We start from the raw sequence: 18,179 nt of genomic DNA on the forward strand, positions 1-18,179 counted from the left end.
ATCCCGTATCACATGCGATAGTGTGGAAGACAAGAAGGTTAGGGGTTGCCGGTGAAATTACTTCGGGAGTGATGTCATGAATCCAGTCATTGGTTTGGATGTATCCAAGGGAGAAAGCCATGCACAAGCATTTTTAGATCGTGGAGTACCTCATGGAAAGATCTTTAGGTTTAAGCATGATCTTGAAGGATTAGGGTCTTTTCTGAATTATATGAGAGGGGTGGAATCAGCTGTAGGAATGCGTCCCTCCATTGTGATGGAAGCAACAGGCCATTATCATAGCTCCGTCGTTCAGTTTCTAGATGAACATCAGTATCTGAATATCGTCATTAATCCTTTAATCTCACATAACGCCAAGAAAACCAATTTGCGACGATTGAAGACGGATGCCGCTGATGCCCATCTATTAGGAGCGTTGTTTTATAAAGAAGAGTTTGAACCCTACAAAAAACGGGGTCAGCATCTCATGAACTTACGCTATCTAACTCGCCAGCATGAATCTTTAACGGGTATGTATGTCCAAGTAAAACTACAATTTCAGGCCATTCTAGATCAGGTTTTCCCCGAATATCATGGTGTGTTTGGTGACCTTTATTCAAAAGTTTCCCTTCGACTTCTGGCCTTACACCCGACGTCAGGAGAGGTTCTGGAACTAAATGAAAAGGAGATTGCAATAACAATCGGGAGCCTTACAGGACGCGGTAAATCGGCTTTATGGTGTCTCGAGCGCGCTCAAATCTTAGTAGCAGCAGCAAGGCGAAATCCCTTTAAAGAGACGGCTTTTTCAAGCCATCTGATCTCCATGCAGCTGCTCATCAAATTGCTTCTTCAATACCAGGACCATCTAGCAGACCTTAATAAATCGATAGAGGTCCTGGCTGAAGCGTTACTTGAATATGATTTAATCCAATCGATACCCGGAATTGGAACTAAAATTGCTGCAACAATTTTAGCTGAGATCGGGGAAATCGATCGGTTCAATCACGCAAAGAAACTTGTTGCCTTTGCTGGTATAGATCCAAGTGTTTTTTCTTCAGGCAAGTTTACAGCAACCATAAATAAAATAACTAAGCACGGTTCCAGGAGGCTTCGTACTGCCCTATATCAAGCTGTACGATGTGGTATTCGTAGTAATAGAAATAAAAAACTAAGAGCTTATTATGATAAGAAGTGTGCTGAAGGAAAGCTGTTCAAAGTAGCGATAATTGCTTGTGTGAATAAACTCATCCACTGGATTTTCGCCATCTTGACTACTAAGGAAGCGTTCCGTTTAGAGTAGGCAGAACAGGATGGGATTATATGGTATGTCTTTCCGTGCTATGTGGGACGGCTCTTTCCCATGCACTTTTTTTAGTATACCATCCCATGAATCCGACATTAATAATTAAATATTGACAAGCTATTAGCTGGAATAGCTGAACGAGGCTGCCGATTGATTTCCGACAACCTCATGATGTATGCAATACGCTCACCAAAATTTCCACCAAGGGGCATTTAATTTCTTTACTTCATTGACATCTAATTCAAGTCCATCGAACTTTATATCTGTATTAACTACAGATATCAGCAATAGATCCGTTATTTCTAATAAGGCTTCAATACTCAGTTTGCATAATGGAGTTGTAATTTGAATTATTTGTGTTGAATCACCTTGGTTATAAATAGTTGCGTCAAAATCATCACCTTGGAAATTTTTCTTTAATGTCTTTGCTTGTTCGTATGAGTTTGAGATTAAGACTCCTTTAATTCGACCCTTATCCCCTGTTTTTATATCCATCTCACGTAGTTTCTTCCAAAGTGCTTTCGTGAGTTCATGGTGTTTTAATCTTTCAGTAGAGTCGATTAATTCGATTTCTGCATAACCACTCATTTATGTATCCCCCGATTTAATAGGAATCTGCTCGGTCCGGGTTAATGTGGGTCCCGCTGATCAGCAGTAGTTCAACAGTTATTTAAAAAAGACAAGCTACATAATCAAAAGGTTCTACCCCTGTTATCGGTGCTTTTGAATCTTTATTGAAGGCATTTCCTTGATGGCCATAGTAAGAATCCTGCCCGATAGCTTAACAAGGCTGCCGATCAACTTTCTCGACAGCCTGACAAGGAACCGCATTTGGTTCCTTGTTTTATTTATACTCCATAACCCAGTACTTTTCTTCGCCCGGACGGCCTTCCTCAACAACCTTCTTCCATCCATTGCGTTCATAAAATGTCAATGCCTTATGGTTTTTAGATACGCATTTTAATCGCATCGGTTTGTTCATTTTATCGTCAGCTGCTTGCAGCAAACGACTGCCGACTCCTTTACCGGAGCAATTCGGGTGAACAAAAAGATTATGAATGAAGTTATCCGGCAAATACAAGGAGGTAAAGCCCATAAGGATACCGGCATCTTCTGCTATGATGATGAATTCGTCCTCCGTATGCTTGTCAAAATCCTCCAAAGTCATTTCAATAATATTGTCCCATACGAAGGTATTGCGCCGTGATTCGAGATACAGCTTTCTTAGTTCAGGGTAATCCCCTTCATGAGCCTCTCTAATATTCAATTGCTCACTCCCTCTGCACTGAAGATTTGATGTGATATATGCCTCTATAGCCTGTTCGTCATGATGCTATCGTACCCGTTAGCTTAACGTTTCGTGGCCAAAGAAAATAAAGTATTAGACTGGGTTGGGTTATTTGACGCTGTTTCAGAGTTTGAAAAACATCAGGTATTGAAAAATAAGTTTTAGACTGACCCCAATATTTTCATCGGCGGCAACTCTGGACGAGAAAATAAAGTATTAGACTGCGGCTGTGTTGTTGAACTAACGTACCTTAGTTGAACGGAAAAAAGTATCTTTATATACTAAAAGTGAGACCCTTAAATCTTAAGTAATCTTCAGCTTGTTTAATTCTTGTTCCATTATACTCAACAAAAAGTTCATAACGTCTCTTTAACCATTCAAATGACCTATCCGTGATGTTTGTAATTGTACATGTATGAGTGATCCGGTAGGACGTCCAAATTTTTTTGAAAATATCCCAACCTTTATTTCGCCTGGCACACTATTTGATTGTCAGGAATTACAGATGCAACTGCGGAGGCGAAAGATGGATTCGATCGGGAAGAACGGAAAAGAAGCGGCGGAAGCGATTCGGAGCTATGTCAAACCGATTTTCGGTTTTGCGTTGAACCGGGTCAAGCAGCGGGCGGAGGCGGAAGATCTGGCTCAGGAGATTATGCTGCAATTGTTGAAATCCTTCTCCGGGGTGCGGGACATTCGATGCCTGGAGGCTTACGTCTGGACGGTTGCCCGATACACTTGGGTGAATTGGTTGAAAAAGCGTGCGCACGCTCCCCAAGCGATCGAAATCAACGGCATGTCCGAACTGTCGGCCGACTGTTCCCGGGAGCCGCTTGACCGGCTGCTGGTAACCGAAGCTTACCGCGAGCTGCGCCGGGAAGTCGCGTTTCTGTCCGACATCCATCGCCGGATCGTGGTCATGTATTACTACGACGAGCTTAAAATCGGCGATATCGCGATTGCTCTGAACATTCCTGTCAACACGGTGAAGTGGCATCTGAGCGAGGCCAAAAAGGAGTTAAGGAAAGGGATGAAACGTATGCGCGCAACAGGAACTTTGAGTGTCAATCCGGTCAGCATGGGGGAAATGGGCCATTCCGGTTCGGCCGGCAGACTGGGCGAAACCAACGATTTTCTTGGACGCGCCTTGGCGCAAAATATCGTTTACGCGGCTTATCACAAGGCGCATACCGTCCATCAAATCGCGGAGGAGCTCGGAATGCCGCCGTCTTTGCTGGAAGGCGAAGTCCGGCACCTGGCCGATTACAATTTTCTCATCCAAACCTCTCCCGGCAAATATCAAAGCAATACCATCGTCTGGGACCTCTTCGAGTTGGCCGTAGCTGGTCATCGATTCTGGCAAGAGTGCGCCGCCGAAGTGGCCGATGTTCATTTCGACGCGTTAATTGAAGTTCGCCGGCAAGTCGAGGATAGCGGAGTGTACGTTCCGGACGGCGACTATAACTTCCTGCTCTGGACCTTGCTGCCCAAGAACGTCGAGGAGCAATCCTGGCGGAGCATGCCGGCGGGCGACAACTTCGATGCGGTCGCGCCGATGCGAAAGGACGGAGGGCAGTATATCGCCTATGCGGCGTTGAACCGGAGCCGCAATGCCGATCCGGGTTTTGATCTGAGTAGTTACGTCACCTTTGGTCCGAGCATCCGCTACGTCGAAGACAGTCCCTTATACTTGTGGCAATTCAATACGTACTGGAGCGACCGCCAGGTGGATTGGCGTTTCCTGGAATATCGGAATGTCGAGGTTTGCCATGCGTTCCAACAAGGGGAACTGCCCGACAACGAAGGGAACAGCGAGCAATATTCGTTCCTGCTGGAGAAGGGGTACATCCGCAAGACGGAGGAGGGGTACAAGTTCAATGCGGTTTGGATCGACTCTCCGCAAACGCTGGATCGGTTGAACAAGGCAATGCCGGATTTGTCCGCCCTGTATGCGCCTGCTGTCGGCAAGCTCTACGATAAAATGCTCAAGCTGTTCCTGCAAAATCAGCCGAGTCATTTGGAGCCGCAGATTGCTTACATGGTGAGAGGCAATACCGGTGGAGGCCGGTTGGTCGCTTATATTTTGAAGCATTTGATCGATAACGGAAAGCTGAAAGCGCCGTTGCCGCACCAGAGGAAGACGATTACAACCTGGATGGGGCCGGTCAAGTAAGTCGGGTGCGGAAATGGATACGAAGAATGGCCGTTCCCGTGTGGTGGTGGCCATTTCACGCAATACTCTGTCCAACGAAGTGATTAAAACATCGCTATTGACCACGGCCCCCTCCTGAACTTATGAAAATGATCAAAAACCACCCATGACGCACGTTGGTCAAGACCCTTATTTGTGGACATTGTAAAAAAGCCCTAGGCAACAAGCTGGCGTCGGTACTCAAACGGCGTCAGCTTGTTTAATTTTCTCTGTGCTCGTTCCTCGTTATAAAAGCGGATGTATTCCTCAATTCGCCTTTGTGCTTCCTCGATACTTCGGATATCATAGGGATAGAGAGCTTCTACTTTCAAATGTGAAAAGAAGCTTTCCATTGAGGCATTGTCATAACAATTGCCTCGTCGAGACATGCTGATTTGGGCGCCAACCTTTGGCAGCATGTCGTGGTATGCATGGGACGTGTACTGGCTTCCCTGATCGCTGTGAACGATCAGTCCAGTCACGTCTTTATGCGTTTCAAATGCTTGTCTAAACGTTTCTAAAACAAGTGGATTATCGTTACGCCTGCTCATATGGTAGGCCACGATTTCACCGTTCCAAAGATCCTTTACGGCGGATAAGTAAATCCGATCGTCGAATACACGATATTGTGTAACATCGGTAACCCATTTTTGATTGGGGCCATCGGCCTTGAAGTTCCGTTGCAGCAGATTCTCAGCTATTCTCCCGTCCGATACAGCTGCTTCATAGCTTGTTCGGTAGACATACTTTCGACGGATGATTACCTGGATTCCTAGCTCCCGCATGAGGCGTAGAACCTTCTTGTGATTCACGATAAGACCATATTGACGATACAATTCATCTTGAATGCGACGATACCCCACAGTCCCGTTGCGTTGCTCATAGATGGCCAGGATCTTGCTCTTTAGTTCACCGTCGGCATTTTCTGCAGTACGCTTCAAATAGGCATAGTAACCGCTTCTGCTTATCCCTAAATATGCACATAGCCCCTTAACGCTTTGTTTTTCCTTTCGTTCATCGACGACGTAGTGCCTGTCCTGTAACCCTCCCGATTCAAGATTTGTAACCACTTTTTTAGGACGTCCACCTCTAACTGCAGCCGTCGTATTTGGCGTTCCTGTTCGGTCTCAATCTTAGAAGGATTCCCCCGCTTATCCTTGAATCCTGTCATCCGGCATTCCCGATACTTCCTCATCCACCTTTTCACACGGTCCTTATCTTGTATGCCCAAATGTTCCGTGATCTTTCGGTAGCTCCATCCCTCTTCGACATGAAGCCGAATGCACCGTGAGAGGTCAGATGCTCCACATACTCAGCAAGTGGAAGAAATTAGTATGCAGTAGGTATATGTATAATTAAATTCCTTATTTCAAGATCTATTCAGCAAAACTGCCCGTTACTTTAATGAACATCAAATAGGAGCTGTCCTTGCGACAGCTCCACACTAACGTACCCGTTAACTCAATCGTAATTGAGCGTTAACCACGATTCATGGGGAAAGTCAAAGTATCGTTCTTACTATTCCATAAATAAAATCTCTCGGAATTGTTGTTCAAACTCCCCTAAACATCTTACCGCCTCACCTACCGCGTACCAGTCTCCTCGGACGGCAAGAGAATGGCAATTACCAAACATTTCGGATTGTTTTAATTTCAACTCGGACAGTTTGGGGTTCTCAGGTTGAAAGAACTCGCTATAGTTCAATGCTCTCCTTGCACCAACTTGAAACGCAAAATGGGTTAAGTGACCTTGAAGTCCTGGTTCTATCCTTCCTTCCTGAACATGACGTTGCAAGGTCGTAAAAGCATCGGTCCCCGTTATCCAACCGTGTTCCAAAGCACTTCGATCCGCATCCAAATACACTTCTCGGAAGTAAAGTATGGCTTCGCGATACATTTCGTTTGATGTTCGTTGTCGCAGCCTTACAGGTGCGGTCCAATAGTGATAAGTAAGATCGCTTGGATATAACCGGTACTGCAATCGATCTGTTTTACTTGCGTGGATCAAGTCGCTAATCGGCAGAGTGGCAAAAGGATACCCGGCCGGATCATGCAATTGAACCCACCTGTCCTCCAGCCTAAAAGCCAACACATAATGGTCGCAACCATGTAGATAGTGATGATTCGGCATATAGCTCAGGAAACCCATATCGAGCGGACCGATCATGATCGGGTGTTTATTAAGCTCCGCCGAAATTTGCTCGACCAATCCAGTTTTATCCGTCCCTGAACATTCCTTGTATGTAAATCCTAACATGTCCAGTGCTTTGCTAACCCCTAGATGAGGAATGCCATTGGAGAAAAAAATCATGTTGTCCTCTTCAAACCAAACAGCCCCTAGGCCTATACCCGTCAACACCTCGATGAGGCTCGGAGGAACCTGTTCCCCGATGCTATCAAGCAGCATAGATGTGGAATTCGCATAACAATACGCACCGTTTCCAACATATGTAAACAAAACATCTCATCCTTTCTCTATGGGCAGGCAAAAATCAAGGATGACTACCGCTCCTTGTAGCTCAGTATGGTATATCTCCAGACAAGGCCGGTTTGCCAATAAATAATCGCTGTCCGGAAGCCATCGTCCGTACATGTAGTCTACGACATGTCCAAGCTGAGCTATCACTTCCTCTTCGGAGCTTACATTCGTAAGTCTGATCGTATAGACTGCATATAGGCCGGCCGTAACGTCCTGAATGTCCACTTCCTCATGACCAAAGCTGTCCGAGATCTCCGCAGGGATGGTGTATGCCGCATCATATCTGCATTTGTCGCTCACCGTAATATCCGGATTATCATACATAATTCCGATTTCCATCGATTTACGTAAATCTAGGTTGTTTTGCTTTAGCCACGCTTCGGCTTTGTTAAAAGCCTCGACGATCTCCTTGCTAAGTACGCCCTTGCTAAACCCATAACTGTTTCGAACATAATCGACATGAAGCTCCGGCAGCCTCTCGATCCTTACCCGTTCTACATCCATTTGATGGTCGACTCCGTTTGCTACGTTTCCAGCATAACTCTCTTCACCCAAAAGTTCTTGCCTGTTCTTGCGGCAAACTTGACGATTCTTGCGATGTTGTTGATTTTTACGATAATTTCGCGCACTAACTCCGAAATGCTTGGAGAATGCCCTTGAAAAAGTGGATAAGGACGTAAAGCCGAAGGCATAGGCGATATCCGTAATCGATAAATCGCTTCGGTTCACCAAATAATGCGCGCTTTTCTCGATGCGGATCCGTTTTACAAACTCGTTTACGTTCTCACCGACCATTGCCTTAAAAATGCGGTGAAAGTGGAAAGGGGAGAACGCCGCTATTCGCGCTAGTGAGGCTAAAGAAAGGTCCTCTTCTATGTGATTCTCAATGTAATTCATGACTGTATTGATCCGGCTTATATAGTCTCCTCGGTTCATATTCCCTCGTGTTATCGTTTGCGTAGAACCGTGGTTCATGTTCTTACGCTGATTGTCCTCTGTCAAATAGTTCGTTTACTTGGTTACGAGTTCCTGTGAAAAAGGCTGCCATCATGCCGCCAGCCTTTTAAGTTGTTTATTGAGCAAACGTACCCGTTAGCACAATTATACGATTTAGTCCTAGTGTTTATTAAGGATGTACTCATTGAAGCATTAAAACGTAAAATAAACGTTTGGCAACTACGAGACGGTATCGATGAAATGGAAGCAACCATTGAGCGTCTTCGGGCAGAGAGACTTGACCTGCGGGAATAGATACGCAGCGGCACACTTAGACTAGAAAATATTGTCTAAAGTTGCCGCTGTAATATTTTAACTATCGTTCCCCGTTTAATAATATTTCAATTAACTGGTTTGGATTATTAAATAAAAATGTTGGGTTTAGTGGGGAAAGCCTTCCAAGTTTACCTTCTCCCCAAAGAGCCGCAACGCTAGTCATGTTTGCGGCATGTGTGGCTTGTATATCTGTCGGCTGGTCTCCAACATACAAACACTGCTTTGGCTGTATATTAAGTTTTTCTGCTAATTGTAATAAAGGAACAGGACTTGGTTTAAAATCAAGACAATCTTCCTTTGCCAAAACTGCCTCAAAGAAAGAAAACAACCCAGTGTTTCGTAATTCTGTCTCTGCATTTTGTTTTAATTTAGAAGTGACAATCCCAAGTTTAAATCCATTTTCATGGAGGATTTTAATCATTTCCCGAATCCCATGATATTCTTCAATCAGATGATTATATTTTCTATAATAGACTAATGTTTCTTCAATAATCTCTTCTTTTTCGGAAGATGATAAAAATGGGAATACAATATCTAAAGCGTTAAACGGTTTTCCGAGTAAGAATTGTTTTTCAGTTTCGTTCATTTCTCGATTTAAGACTTTTTGAATCCCGTAATTATACGCTTCTGTACCCAGTCCCTCACTATTAATTAAAGTACCGTCCAAATCAAAAAAAATACCTTTAAATCGGCTCATCTCAACTCAGCTCCCTCTCTCATCTCAACTCAACTTTTCTCAAACCTGTTCCCAAATATATCCTACTTCCTTATTATAGGCGATGGTCATTTGTAACTACACGGATATTACTATACCCAGCCATTACCGTGCTATATGCTGTTTCCGGCAATAATTTGATTTACAGTTCGTAACGCAGAAGAGATCGCACCTTCAATCCAACCGGGAAAAAGACTTGTATTATCGCCAGCAAAGTAAATTCTACCTTGTTCGGCAGACAGTGTTGGGAGCATTCGAATCATCTGTTTCGGCTTATACCAAGCATACGCACCTCGAGAGTAAGGATTATGATCCCAAGAAAAGACCGTCCCACCTTCATAATTATACGACAATTCAGGAAGCACCAGTTTGATTTCTGATACAGCTGAATTAAAATTACCAGCTCTAGATATTTCTCGCGCCGATTCACCGGAGGAGTACGAACAAATTAACCCTCTCCTTGATGTCGTTTGAGTGAATGTAGCATCAAGCAACCAACCAATTTTCAGATCCGTATTTACTGTAGTAAAGGAACTTAAATTGTTCCAGAATCTAGTTCTGCTTTGTATGACGGTACGCGTAACGGAAGTTGAAAGTTGATTTTGAATGACATCATTTTTTTCTTTGCTAAGTGGCGGAGAAAAATGAATTGTACGCAAGACTGTAGAGGGAATGGCCACAATGACCCGATCACAGCAGATAGTGAAAACTTCGCCGGAATTATTAAAATGGATAGTTACTCCTTTATTACTATGTTCAATATGCGTCACAGCACATCCATAACTGATATTAGAGCCAATTGTAAGGGCAAGCTTTTTCGGTAGTTGATCCATTCCACCTACTATAGTCTTTGCACTTCTTTCGGAACTGGCCATTTTTAGGTCAAGCAGTCGCTGTAATGCAGATACTTTGCGAATACCATCACCTAACATCTGCATATATCCGATTTCAAACAGCTTAATCGCACCCGAAGATGCTCCTTGACCTTTAAGATATTCTTCCATTGTCATTGAATCGAGCTGTGCCGCTTGTTTTGTGGGCCAGCCCGGCAAAAAAGGATTACCCGTCGCTTTAAGCCCCGGCTTGAGATACTTTTCCAACATTCCCGCATATCCTAAAATTCTTTCCTCGGCTGTAAGTGAAACAGGCCATAGTGCAGGTTCAGCCGGAGAATCTATTATTAATCTCCCGTCGATATATGACAAACTTCTATTGGGGACTGGTAAATTTATTAATTGAACCCCGGCTTGCTGGGCATAACTCAATGTGAGAAAATGATGCGCTCCAATGAAGGCAGCCCCGATTTCGCAAAACAATCCGTCGGCAAATTGATCCCGCATCGTGTATATGCGACCACCCGGTTGACTATTTGCCTCTAATAAACGCACGTTATATCCTTGTTTCATAAGCTCCAAAGTGCATACCAAACCCGCCATCCCTGCCCCAATAACTACAATGCGCTCAGGAAAACGACCTATTACCATAAAATCCGATTCCTCCAAATATTACTTTTATATACATCATGTGTGTTTATAATCCTTTAGTTCCTAGGCACTTCTTATTATTCTATGCTGCCCGTTACTTCAATAAAACAATAGAGGAGCTGCCTGAAGCAAGCTCCTCCACTATCGTTCCCGTTAGTTTACCTTACTCCATGGATTTCGCCAGCTCTACCATCATTTCCTTAGCTGAAGGTTGTGCCGGCAGCTTCGTTCTGTTTTGCTATTCAACTAAGTCTCAGATCTCAACATTATTCGAGAATTGTGAATGCACGGGAAGATTTGCATAGTGCATAGGTTATTTTAGGGCTTAATAATTGCTTCCAGAGCTTCTGCGGCTATGGTCTTGGCTGCCTCATTACCATGTTCAGTACTCTCCACAATGGTCTGCAGCGCTTTCTTCGCGATCTCCAGCTGTTCGGTTAAACGGTCAGCAATTTGTGCGATTTCGATGGTAAAATCGTCTGTTAACTCGCCATTACCTATTAAAACAACCGCAGTAAATTCGAATCTATTCTTAATCTTTATACATCTCCTTCAGGTTGGGTGAACTAACGTACCCGTCAGTTCAACAATTTTGTATTTTTCCTTAAATTAAAAATGATTTTGGCGAACCCTTCCAGGGCGGTATTATATTGTTCATGGTTAAGGAATATTCTGAATAGGGATGACTTAGTTTATTTTTCGAAATTGAGAGGCGGTGATTCTTATGAAGAGATATTTATCGATGATGGGAAATTACTTGCTCTATTTGGCAGTCATCATTTTAGTGATCTTCCTCTATAATACCGTCATTGATCCTGTCTTAGGATGGGGGCAGTTCGGAAAAGGAACGAACATCCCGATCCAGGTATTCATGGTACTTGTAATTACGATCGCTCTTTCCGCCATTGTTTACACCATTAAATACCGGCTTTTGAAACAGACACCGGGAAGCTTTTGGAGACTTTGCGGCTTCTCGCCGATCAGTCCGAGCTTTTCAGTTCACATGATCACAATCGGGCTGGCGTTCACTTTATTAAATGCTGCCACCATGAAACTACTTCTCTACTACAACATCACAACGTTCAATGAATTCACAGAGGAATATTACAACTCTGTTCCTTTCCCTTACTTAATCGTTTCCTCCGTGCTCACCACTTCTCTTGAATTGATCCTGTTCATCGGAATCATGTTTAACGAAGCCCGGAAACATGTACCCGTATTCTGGCCAATTCTGGTCATCGCCCTGATTATTGCGGCGTTGCAGCCGGGAGGAATTGCGATGCAGCTTCTGGGAGTAGTGTTAGGATTCATTTACGGATACGTCTATGCACGCTTTTCATCCATATGGTCCGCTATGCTGATTGGGATTGTGTTTAACATCAGTCTGTTCGGCATGAAAAAAATCGGTTGGCTCGATTCCATGGAGAACATGTCGGAATTCACCCTTATAGTGCTTGCAGCAGTCATGGGGCTGTATCTTATCTTTAGCACCCTCTTTTACTGGAGAAAACCAAAAGCAAGGTAATGTAATCTTTTTGACTACCTATTTTATTTAGCGTGGGGTTTACCGGGTTTACCAAGGTTACAACTATTTGATTTCAGACCAAAAGAAAAACCACCTTATCATTAGGCGGTTAATTCCGAACTATCGTACCCGTTAACTTAGTCAACTGTACCAGACCGCCGATTAATGGAACTTTTAAACATATACCTTATTCCTTTACCAGCTAGTGTTTCATCAGCAAATCTTGGTATAACATGAAAATGGGAGTGGGATATATGTTGTCCTCCAGTTGAGCTACAATTCCACCCAAGGTTATATCCTTGTGGTTGAAAATTATCATCTAAATAATTCTTGACCTCTAGAAGAAGCGACTGAGTTGCATTCCACTCTTCTGGTGTAAGGTCAAATGCTGTCTCTCTATGGTTTTTTGGCACAATCACACCAGCACCTTCAAGTTGACTACCCTTTATAATTGATTCTTCAAGTTGTATAAACATACAATGTTCATTTTGTAAAACAACTCTTTGAGATGGTTCTAACTCAATATGGCAAAATACGCATTTCTCTTCCATTTCAAGTCTCCTGTTGCGAATGTTGTTATATAAACTTTACCTATTAGGAAACACGAATTCAATGTATAAATTGGTTAAAAATAACTGCCCGTTACTCAAGCGAAAGGCTGCCGATTACCGGCAGCCCTAGTTGAGCAAACGTGTCCCGATAGCGTAACAAATGCAGGAATTTGTAAAATATTATTATCTTAAGTACTCAACAACTAGGAGTGAATCATCTCCACCAGCTTCAGCATGATTTATAAGGGGGATACCGTGAGGGCCAAGTGAATTTTTAAGATCAGGATTATCAGTAAGCATTGCAATGACAATATCGATCTTCCCTAACATTGCAGCTGCAAAAAGATCAATGCGTGCCCCTTTACTTAAAAGAAAACTCGCAATGTCTTTTCTACCCATATGAGCGGCAGCACCTAATGCAGTCTCCCAATCACCATTTCCCCAATCCCAACTTGCATTTATAAGGCCTGGTTCTTGATCGAGTAGTTGTTTAATCCTTTCTAAGTCACCATGGGCATTACCTACGAACTCTTGTACTAGTTCAGGATTAATAGATTGTTTGTGTTCCATTAATAATCTCCTTTGTTTTTTAGTTTATTTTAAGAGTTCAGCTGACTCGAGATGCCTATTTAATATTGCTACTGTATATGCAGTTTCCCCACTATCGTTTAATGTGGTTTTATCAGCATTATTTTCTAATAGAAGCTTAATGATCGAATCCCTACCTAAATACCCAGCAACATGAAGTGGAGTATACCCTAAACGCCATTTCCCTTCACATTTAGCATTAATATCTGCTCCACTAGCAATAAGGGTTCTTACAATATGCTCGTGATTACCAGCGATTGCCGCGTGTATCGCCATGTTGTTTAAGTTCTCATCTTTGCTCCTTGCGTTTACTTCTGCACCACGATCCAATAAAAAAATAACAGTCTCTTCATTACCAAAATGGGACGCTAACCCTAGTAGAGTAAAGCCATCAATACTATAACTGTGTAAAAGTTCAGGTGATTTCTCCAATAGCTTCTTAAGTTGGGCAATGTTACCGACGGCTGCTGCTTCGAAAATACTTAGTTCAGCACCGTTACTAATTAGCAATTCTTTAATCTCATTTGTACGATAATAAGCGGACATGAGAACTGCTGTTTCTCCCTTATAATTGCTTGCGTTTACAAGCATCGCATCTTTATTTATTAGTTCAGCAACTTTTTCGAGATCGTTTATTTTTACAGCCTCAATCATTTCATTTTTTAGTTGATGAACATTATCTGCAAGGCGCTGAGCCTTCACTAAAAGATCTTCTGATGATTTAATACCAGCACTAATGAAATGGGAAACTGCACGAGAGCGATTTGATTCTAATCCCGATTCAATTAACAAATCAACAGCACGTAACGATATTTCATCTAAGCGGATAGATATAACTACACTCTGTTTCTTATTTTGCATAAGGATCTCCATTTGTATTATATATTACAAAATTACAATATCACATTTCCATTTTTTGTTCAACTCTTCTGCCAAATAGCTTAATGGACAACGGCAGCCGATCGTGTGGCCGGCCGCCGTCATGACTTGATTGGACTATCGTACCCTTTAGTTTAAAAGTCCCAATCTTAATATCATTAAGTCTTCATCGAAATACTGTTCATCAAACTTTAAAGCATGTGGTTCTATACCGTAAACTTCAAACCCCAGCGAGACATATAAGCGTTTTGCTGATTTGTTATTAGACACAACCGTCAAATGAATCTGTTCCAACCCTTCACATTCTTTTGTTGCTCTTTCAATCAAGGCTAATAGAAGGGCTTTACCTACCCCCCGTCCTCGAAATTGAGGCTCTACGTACATACCGTAAATGTTTCCTTTATGTGCCGTCTTAAGCCTGTTTTCACGTGAAAAATTGACAATGCCAACTAATGTGTTACTGTCGTCAAAACATCCCAATGTAAATTGATCTTTTGTATGGTGTATCCTTTCTATAATGTGCCCCAGTGGTTTAGTTTCTTCTTGCTCATACGTTGATCCAAATGCATCGGGGTCATTTTTCAATGCACGCAACCTTACTTCTCTATACACTTGGGCATCAGAGTCATTCAACAGACGAATGTTCATTAGTCACTTCCGATCATTTATCAAATTGTTCTAAATAAAACTAGCGGATTGAAGTAAACTCCCCTTTACTTCAACGGAAAACGACAACTTATCGTCTCGCCGGTTACCGTCGTTTATTGATGGAACTCTCGTTTTCCGTTAACAAAACAAAAAGGTTGTTTCTAAACCTAACGAGATTCACCCTAGAGTCGCCATAAAAAGCTTCAATTGCTCCAACTGTCTTTGGTAAGTCTCCATGGTCCCTTTTCCTTCTAATAAGCGGTTACGGTGATACCAGTAACTATCAAACTTTCTTGAAAGTACAGCAACTTCCAAGACATTAGGGTCAACGCTCCCTCCCCCCCCATATTCATAAGCTTTAATTATTTCCGTTATTAATTTGTCTTGTTCACTTAGATTTGAGTAATTAAGTAGCGTAAGAACCACAGATGCTAGATCTAACAACGCCGGGTCTACACTGCAAAATTCTAAATCGAGTACACCGATTAGTTTGGTATGATCCTCCTTAATTCGAAGATTGTAGTGCGTAAAATCCCCGTGTATTAACTGAACAGGCAACGCTTGAATTCTATTGAAATTTGAGGACAATCGTTGCGCTGCAGTTTTAATGAGAAGGATGTTTTCCTCTTCAATATCCTTAACCGCTGAGTCCTCGCGTATGACCCAAGATAAGTTACCGATCCCAGAAACATACGTTTCTACGGTTCTTACCACTTGTGTACTTGTTACCGCAAAGTCTGCAGGGACTTCACGAAGTTTTCTATGGAAATGACCCAAACCGTATGCAATTATGGGGTACAACTCAGCACTTTCTTGTGACGGCATTATTCCTTCCATGTGTTTACTTAATTTCCATAGATGTGTCCCATCATCGTAAAATCGGGTACCTCTTGTAGTTCTTATAACCTCCGGAACAAATAATATCATGTCGGGATCTCTGACTTGATTAATAGAAAGATATTCATATAATTCCAACTCGCGAATGACTCGATTCACTTCATCTCTATTGTATCTAGCAAGCCAGGGCCCATCCCCCACTTGCCATGTAGTGTTGTTTCCTCCAATCCATTCCTTATTTATTTCCGAATCTATGTTCCACCCAGCCTGTAATACTTTTTGCACCTCATTAGTCATTCTCATCGCACCTCATATCCGGTTAATTTCTTGAAATCTGCCCTCTTCAATCATCAGGGAAGTGCATCAAATTGAACTCACTCATCTTGTTAGTTACATAGGTTTTAATGATATCGATGATTGCGTAGTGGAGGGTGTCAGTCTTGTTCAAGCTCACTAGAAATATAAAATCTGTACTATTTTCCCCTGCTCAGTCGATATAATCAAACCACACAATTTCAGTCTACCAGTTACTCCTTTTATTGGGCAGACAAAAAATACTTAAAGTTGAACTATCCTGCCCGTTCGTATTATGAGGTCACCAGATCTTTCTGGTGGACCTCATTTTTGTGTGGTCGTAAGATAGCGGTAGCCGGGGATCGAACGTTTCTGCCCGTGGGAGCTAGATCCCGAGAGCTATACAGTTCATCCCCCCTACTTGTTAAACCATGATTAGGCTGGTTGGGACCATGATCCCGAATCACATGCGATAATGTGGACGACAAGAAGGTCAGGGGTTGCCGGTGAAAATATATTGGGAGTGATTATGTGAATCCTGTCATTGGTTTGGATGTATCCAAAGGGGAAAGTCATGCGCAAGCTTTTGCAAACAAAGGAACGCCCTATGGAAAGATTTTTCGTTTTAAACATGATCTTGATGGTCTTGCGTCTTTTCTTCGTTATGCTCAAGATTTAGAATCCTTTACGGGGAAACGTGCGGCCGTCATATTAGAAGCAACAGGTCATTATCATAGTCCAGTTGTTCAATTCTTGGATGAGCATCAGTTTCTGCATATCGTCATTAATCCGTTACTTTCCCACCAAGCGAAAAAGGCAAATTTACGCAAGGTAAAAACGGATGCCGCTGATGCATACCAATTGGGAGAAATGTTCTACAAAGAGGAACTGGAGCCTTACAAAAAACGAGGCCAATATCTGATGAATTTGCGTTACCTGACAAGGCAACACGAGTCTCTCACGGATATGTACGTTCAAGCAAAATTACAATTCCAAGCGGTGCTGGATCAAGTGTTCCCGGAGTATCATGGCGTGTTTGGTGACCTTTATGCTAAGGTCTCCCTTCGTTTCCTGGCTCTTTATCCAACGTCACAAGCGGTGCTAGCAATGTCCGTGGAAGAAGTCAAGACACACATTCAGAATCTTGCGGGATATGTGAATCCCAACTGTTGGACAATAGAAAGGGCGCAAAAGCTAATGGCTGCAGCAAAGCGTAATCCCTTCAAGGAGATAGCTTTTCCAAGTCATTTAATATCGATGGAACTACTCATCAATTTACTTCTTCAATACCAAGAGCATCTATCCAAACTTGATCAGTCAATAGAGGAGTTGGCTCAAGAATTATTGGAATATGATTTAATGCAATCGATCCCCGGTATTGGAACTAAACTTGCGGCAACAATTTTAGCAGAAATCGGGGAAATCGATCGGTTCGATCATGCAAAGAAGCTGATCGCATTTGCGGGTATTGATCCTAGCGTTTTTTCTTCTGGAAAGTTTACTGCTACTCGAAATCCAATTACTAAACGTGGTTCTAGAAAGCTCCGAACAGCCTTATACCAAGCTGTTCGTTGTGGTCTGCGAAGCTCACGCAACAAAAAATTAAGGGCTTATTACGATAAGAAACGTGCTGAAGGCAAACTGTTTAAAGTAGCTGTGATCGCTTGTGCAAATAAACGAATCCACTGGATTTATGCCATCTTAACCAAGAAAGAAGCTTTTCGCTTAGTCTGAATTAGCAACCCTTAGCCATTGAGGGAAACCTTCCCATATAATGCGGGACGGTTATTTGTTGTCCCCTTTTACGAGTATACCACCCTTCATTTCGTTCATTAATTATTAAATATTGACAGCCTATTAGCTGGTATAGTTCAATAAAATGAGCAGGCTTCGGTAGCCTGCTCAACAATATGTGGTATTCAAACATCAGGAACTTTACCATAAGTAACGGCAAGGTTTACGATGATTAAACATAAAAACAACCCTCCGTCTTGCCTAGAAGGGCTGTTGATTGACCTTATAAGTGTGATCCGCCCGTGGCATCAACCATCTGTCCAGTAATCCAACGGCCGTCCGATGACGAGAGGAAAACCACGATGTCCGCAATATCCGAAGCTAGTTTGCTGGCTTTTCTTTTAAAATCGATT

Annotated in this window: 17 protein-coding genes and 1 pseudogene; 4 read left to right on the forward strand and 14 right to left on the reverse strand. The window is 42.7% G+C overall.

Annotation, left to right across the window (positions count from 1 at the left end; translation table 11 throughout):
- Nucleotides 1-76 precede the first annotated feature (76 nt).
- On the forward strand, nucleotides 77-1,279 hold the full coding sequence (locus ACKGJP_RS30805) for an IS110 family transposase (protein ID WP_409342572.1): 1,203 nt from the start codon (nucleotides 77-79) through the stop codon (nucleotides 1,277-1,279).
- Between the two features lie 189 nt (nucleotides 1,280-1,468).
- Here ACKGJP_RS30805 and ACKGJP_RS30810 read toward each other — a convergent pair whose 3' ends face one another.
- On the reverse strand, nucleotides 1,469-1,870 hold the full coding sequence (locus ACKGJP_RS30810; RefSeq protein WP_409342573.1) for a hypothetical protein: 402 nt from the start codon (nucleotides 1,868-1,870) through the stop codon (nucleotides 1,469-1,471).
- 256 nt (nucleotides 1,871-2,126) lie between these two features.
- Nucleotides 2,127-2,549 (reverse strand): GNAT family N-acetyltransferase, encoded by a 423-nt coding sequence (locus ACKGJP_RS30815; protein WP_409342574.1) that lies wholly within the window; start codon nucleotides 2,547-2,549, stop codon nucleotides 2,127-2,129.
- Between the two features lie 547 nt (nucleotides 2,550-3,096).
- Between ACKGJP_RS30815 and ACKGJP_RS30820 the strand changes: the two genes are divergently transcribed.
- Nucleotides 3,097-4,743 (forward strand): RNA polymerase sigma factor, encoded by a 1,647-nt coding sequence (locus tag ACKGJP_RS30820; protein ID WP_409342575.1) that lies wholly within the window; start codon nucleotides 3,097-3,099, stop codon nucleotides 4,741-4,743.
- Between the two features lie 194 nt (nucleotides 4,744-4,937).
- Here ACKGJP_RS30820 and ACKGJP_RS30825 read toward each other — a convergent pair whose 3' ends face one another.
- The 6 genes from ACKGJP_RS30825 to ACKGJP_RS30850 all read right to left on the reverse strand — a co-directional run bounded on the left by ACKGJP_RS30825 (nucleotide 4,938) and on the right by ACKGJP_RS30850 (nucleotide 10,710).
- On the reverse strand, nucleotides 4,938-5,831 hold the full coding sequence (locus ACKGJP_RS30825) for an IS3 family transposase (RefSeq protein WP_409342576.1): 894 nt from the start codon (nucleotides 5,829-5,831) through the stop codon (nucleotides 4,938-4,940).
- A complete protein-coding gene (locus ACKGJP_RS30830; RefSeq protein WP_409347296.1) occupies nucleotides 5,732-6,043 on the reverse strand; it encodes a helix-turn-helix domain-containing protein in 312 nt (103 codons plus the stop codon). Before ACKGJP_RS30830 ends, ACKGJP_RS30825 begins: the two co-directional genes overlap by 100 nt.
- A 236-nt stretch (nucleotides 6,044-6,279) precedes the next feature.
- Nucleotides 6,280-7,218, reverse strand: a complete 939-nt coding sequence (locus ACKGJP_RS30835; protein ID WP_409342577.1) for a hypothetical protein — start codon at nucleotides 7,216-7,218, stop codon at nucleotides 6,280-6,282.
- A gap of 6 nt (nucleotides 7,219-7,224) precedes the next feature.
- On the reverse strand, nucleotides 7,225-8,214 hold the full coding sequence (locus tag ACKGJP_RS30840) for a GyrI-like domain-containing protein (RefSeq protein WP_409342578.1): 990 nt from the start codon (nucleotides 8,212-8,214) through the stop codon (nucleotides 7,225-7,227).
- A 337-nt stretch (nucleotides 8,215-8,551) separates the two neighbouring features.
- Nucleotides 8,552-9,208, reverse strand: coding sequence for an HAD family hydrolase (locus ACKGJP_RS30845; RefSeq protein ID WP_409342579.1), 657 nt, complete (start codon nucleotides 9,206-9,208; stop codon nucleotides 8,552-8,554).
- A gap of 131 nt (nucleotides 9,209-9,339) precedes the next feature.
- A complete protein-coding gene (locus ACKGJP_RS30850; RefSeq protein WP_409342580.1) occupies nucleotides 9,340-10,710 on the reverse strand; it encodes a flavin monoamine oxidase family protein in 1,371 nt (456 codons plus the stop codon).
- 724 nt (nucleotides 10,711-11,434) lie between these two features.
- On the opposite strand from ACKGJP_RS30850, the gene ACKGJP_RS30855 reads away from it, so the two are divergent.
- Nucleotides 11,435-12,235 (forward strand): type II CAAX prenyl endopeptidase Rce1 family protein, encoded by an 801-nt coding sequence (locus ACKGJP_RS30855; protein WP_409342581.1) that lies wholly within the window; start codon nucleotides 11,435-11,437, stop codon nucleotides 12,233-12,235.
- 137 nt (nucleotides 12,236-12,372) lie between these two features.
- Here ACKGJP_RS30855 and ACKGJP_RS30860 read toward each other — a convergent pair whose 3' ends face one another.
- The 5 genes from ACKGJP_RS30860 to ACKGJP_RS30880 all read right to left on the reverse strand — a co-directional run bounded on the left by ACKGJP_RS30860 (nucleotide 12,373) and on the right by ACKGJP_RS30880 (nucleotide 16,035).
- Nucleotides 12,373-12,786 carry an HIT family protein gene (locus tag ACKGJP_RS30860; RefSeq protein ID WP_409342582.1) on the reverse strand — a complete coding sequence of 138 codons (414 nt, stop codon included), beginning with the start codon at nucleotides 12,784-12,786 and terminating at the stop codon, nucleotides 12,373-12,375.
- A gap of 183 nt (nucleotides 12,787-12,969) precedes the next feature.
- Nucleotides 12,970-13,356, reverse strand: a complete 387-nt coding sequence (locus ACKGJP_RS30865; RefSeq protein ID WP_409342583.1) for an ankyrin repeat domain-containing protein — start codon at nucleotides 13,354-13,356, stop codon at nucleotides 12,970-12,972.
- Nucleotides 13,357-13,380: 24 nt separating this feature from the next.
- Entirely contained in the window at nucleotides 13,381-14,235 is an 855-nt protein-coding gene (locus ACKGJP_RS30870) for an ankyrin repeat domain-containing protein (protein WP_409342584.1), read from the reverse strand.
- 147 nt (nucleotides 14,236-14,382) lie between these two features.
- Entirely contained in the window at nucleotides 14,383-14,901 is a 519-nt protein-coding gene (locus ACKGJP_RS30875) for a GNAT family N-acetyltransferase (RefSeq protein ID WP_409342585.1), read from the reverse strand.
- Nucleotides 14,902-15,078: 177 nt separating this feature from the next.
- Nucleotides 15,079-16,035: a phosphotransferase enzyme family protein gene (locus ACKGJP_RS30880; protein WP_409342586.1), complete on the reverse strand. Its 957-nt coding sequence runs from the start codon at nucleotides 16,033-16,035 to the stop codon at nucleotides 15,079-15,081.
- 528 nt (nucleotides 16,036-16,563) lie between these two features.
- On the opposite strand from ACKGJP_RS30880, the gene ACKGJP_RS30885 reads away from it, so the two are divergent.
- Nucleotides 16,564-17,766 (forward strand): IS110 family transposase, encoded by a 1,203-nt coding sequence (locus tag ACKGJP_RS30885; RefSeq protein WP_409342587.1) that lies wholly within the window; start codon nucleotides 16,564-16,566, stop codon nucleotides 17,764-17,766.
- 283 nt (nucleotides 17,767-18,049) lie between these two features.
- Here ACKGJP_RS30885 and ACKGJP_RS30890 read toward each other — a convergent pair.
- A pseudogene (locus tag ACKGJP_RS30890) lies at nucleotides 18,050-18,142 on the reverse strand (short-chain dehydrogenase); the annotation flags it as partial.
- Nucleotides 18,143-18,179 lie beyond the last annotated feature (37 nt).

It is taken from the genome of Paenibacillus litoralis (genome assembly GCF_046244365.1).
In the GTDB taxonomy this organism is placed as follows: Bacteria; Bacillota; Bacilli; order Paenibacillales; family NBRC-103111; genus Paenibacillus_V.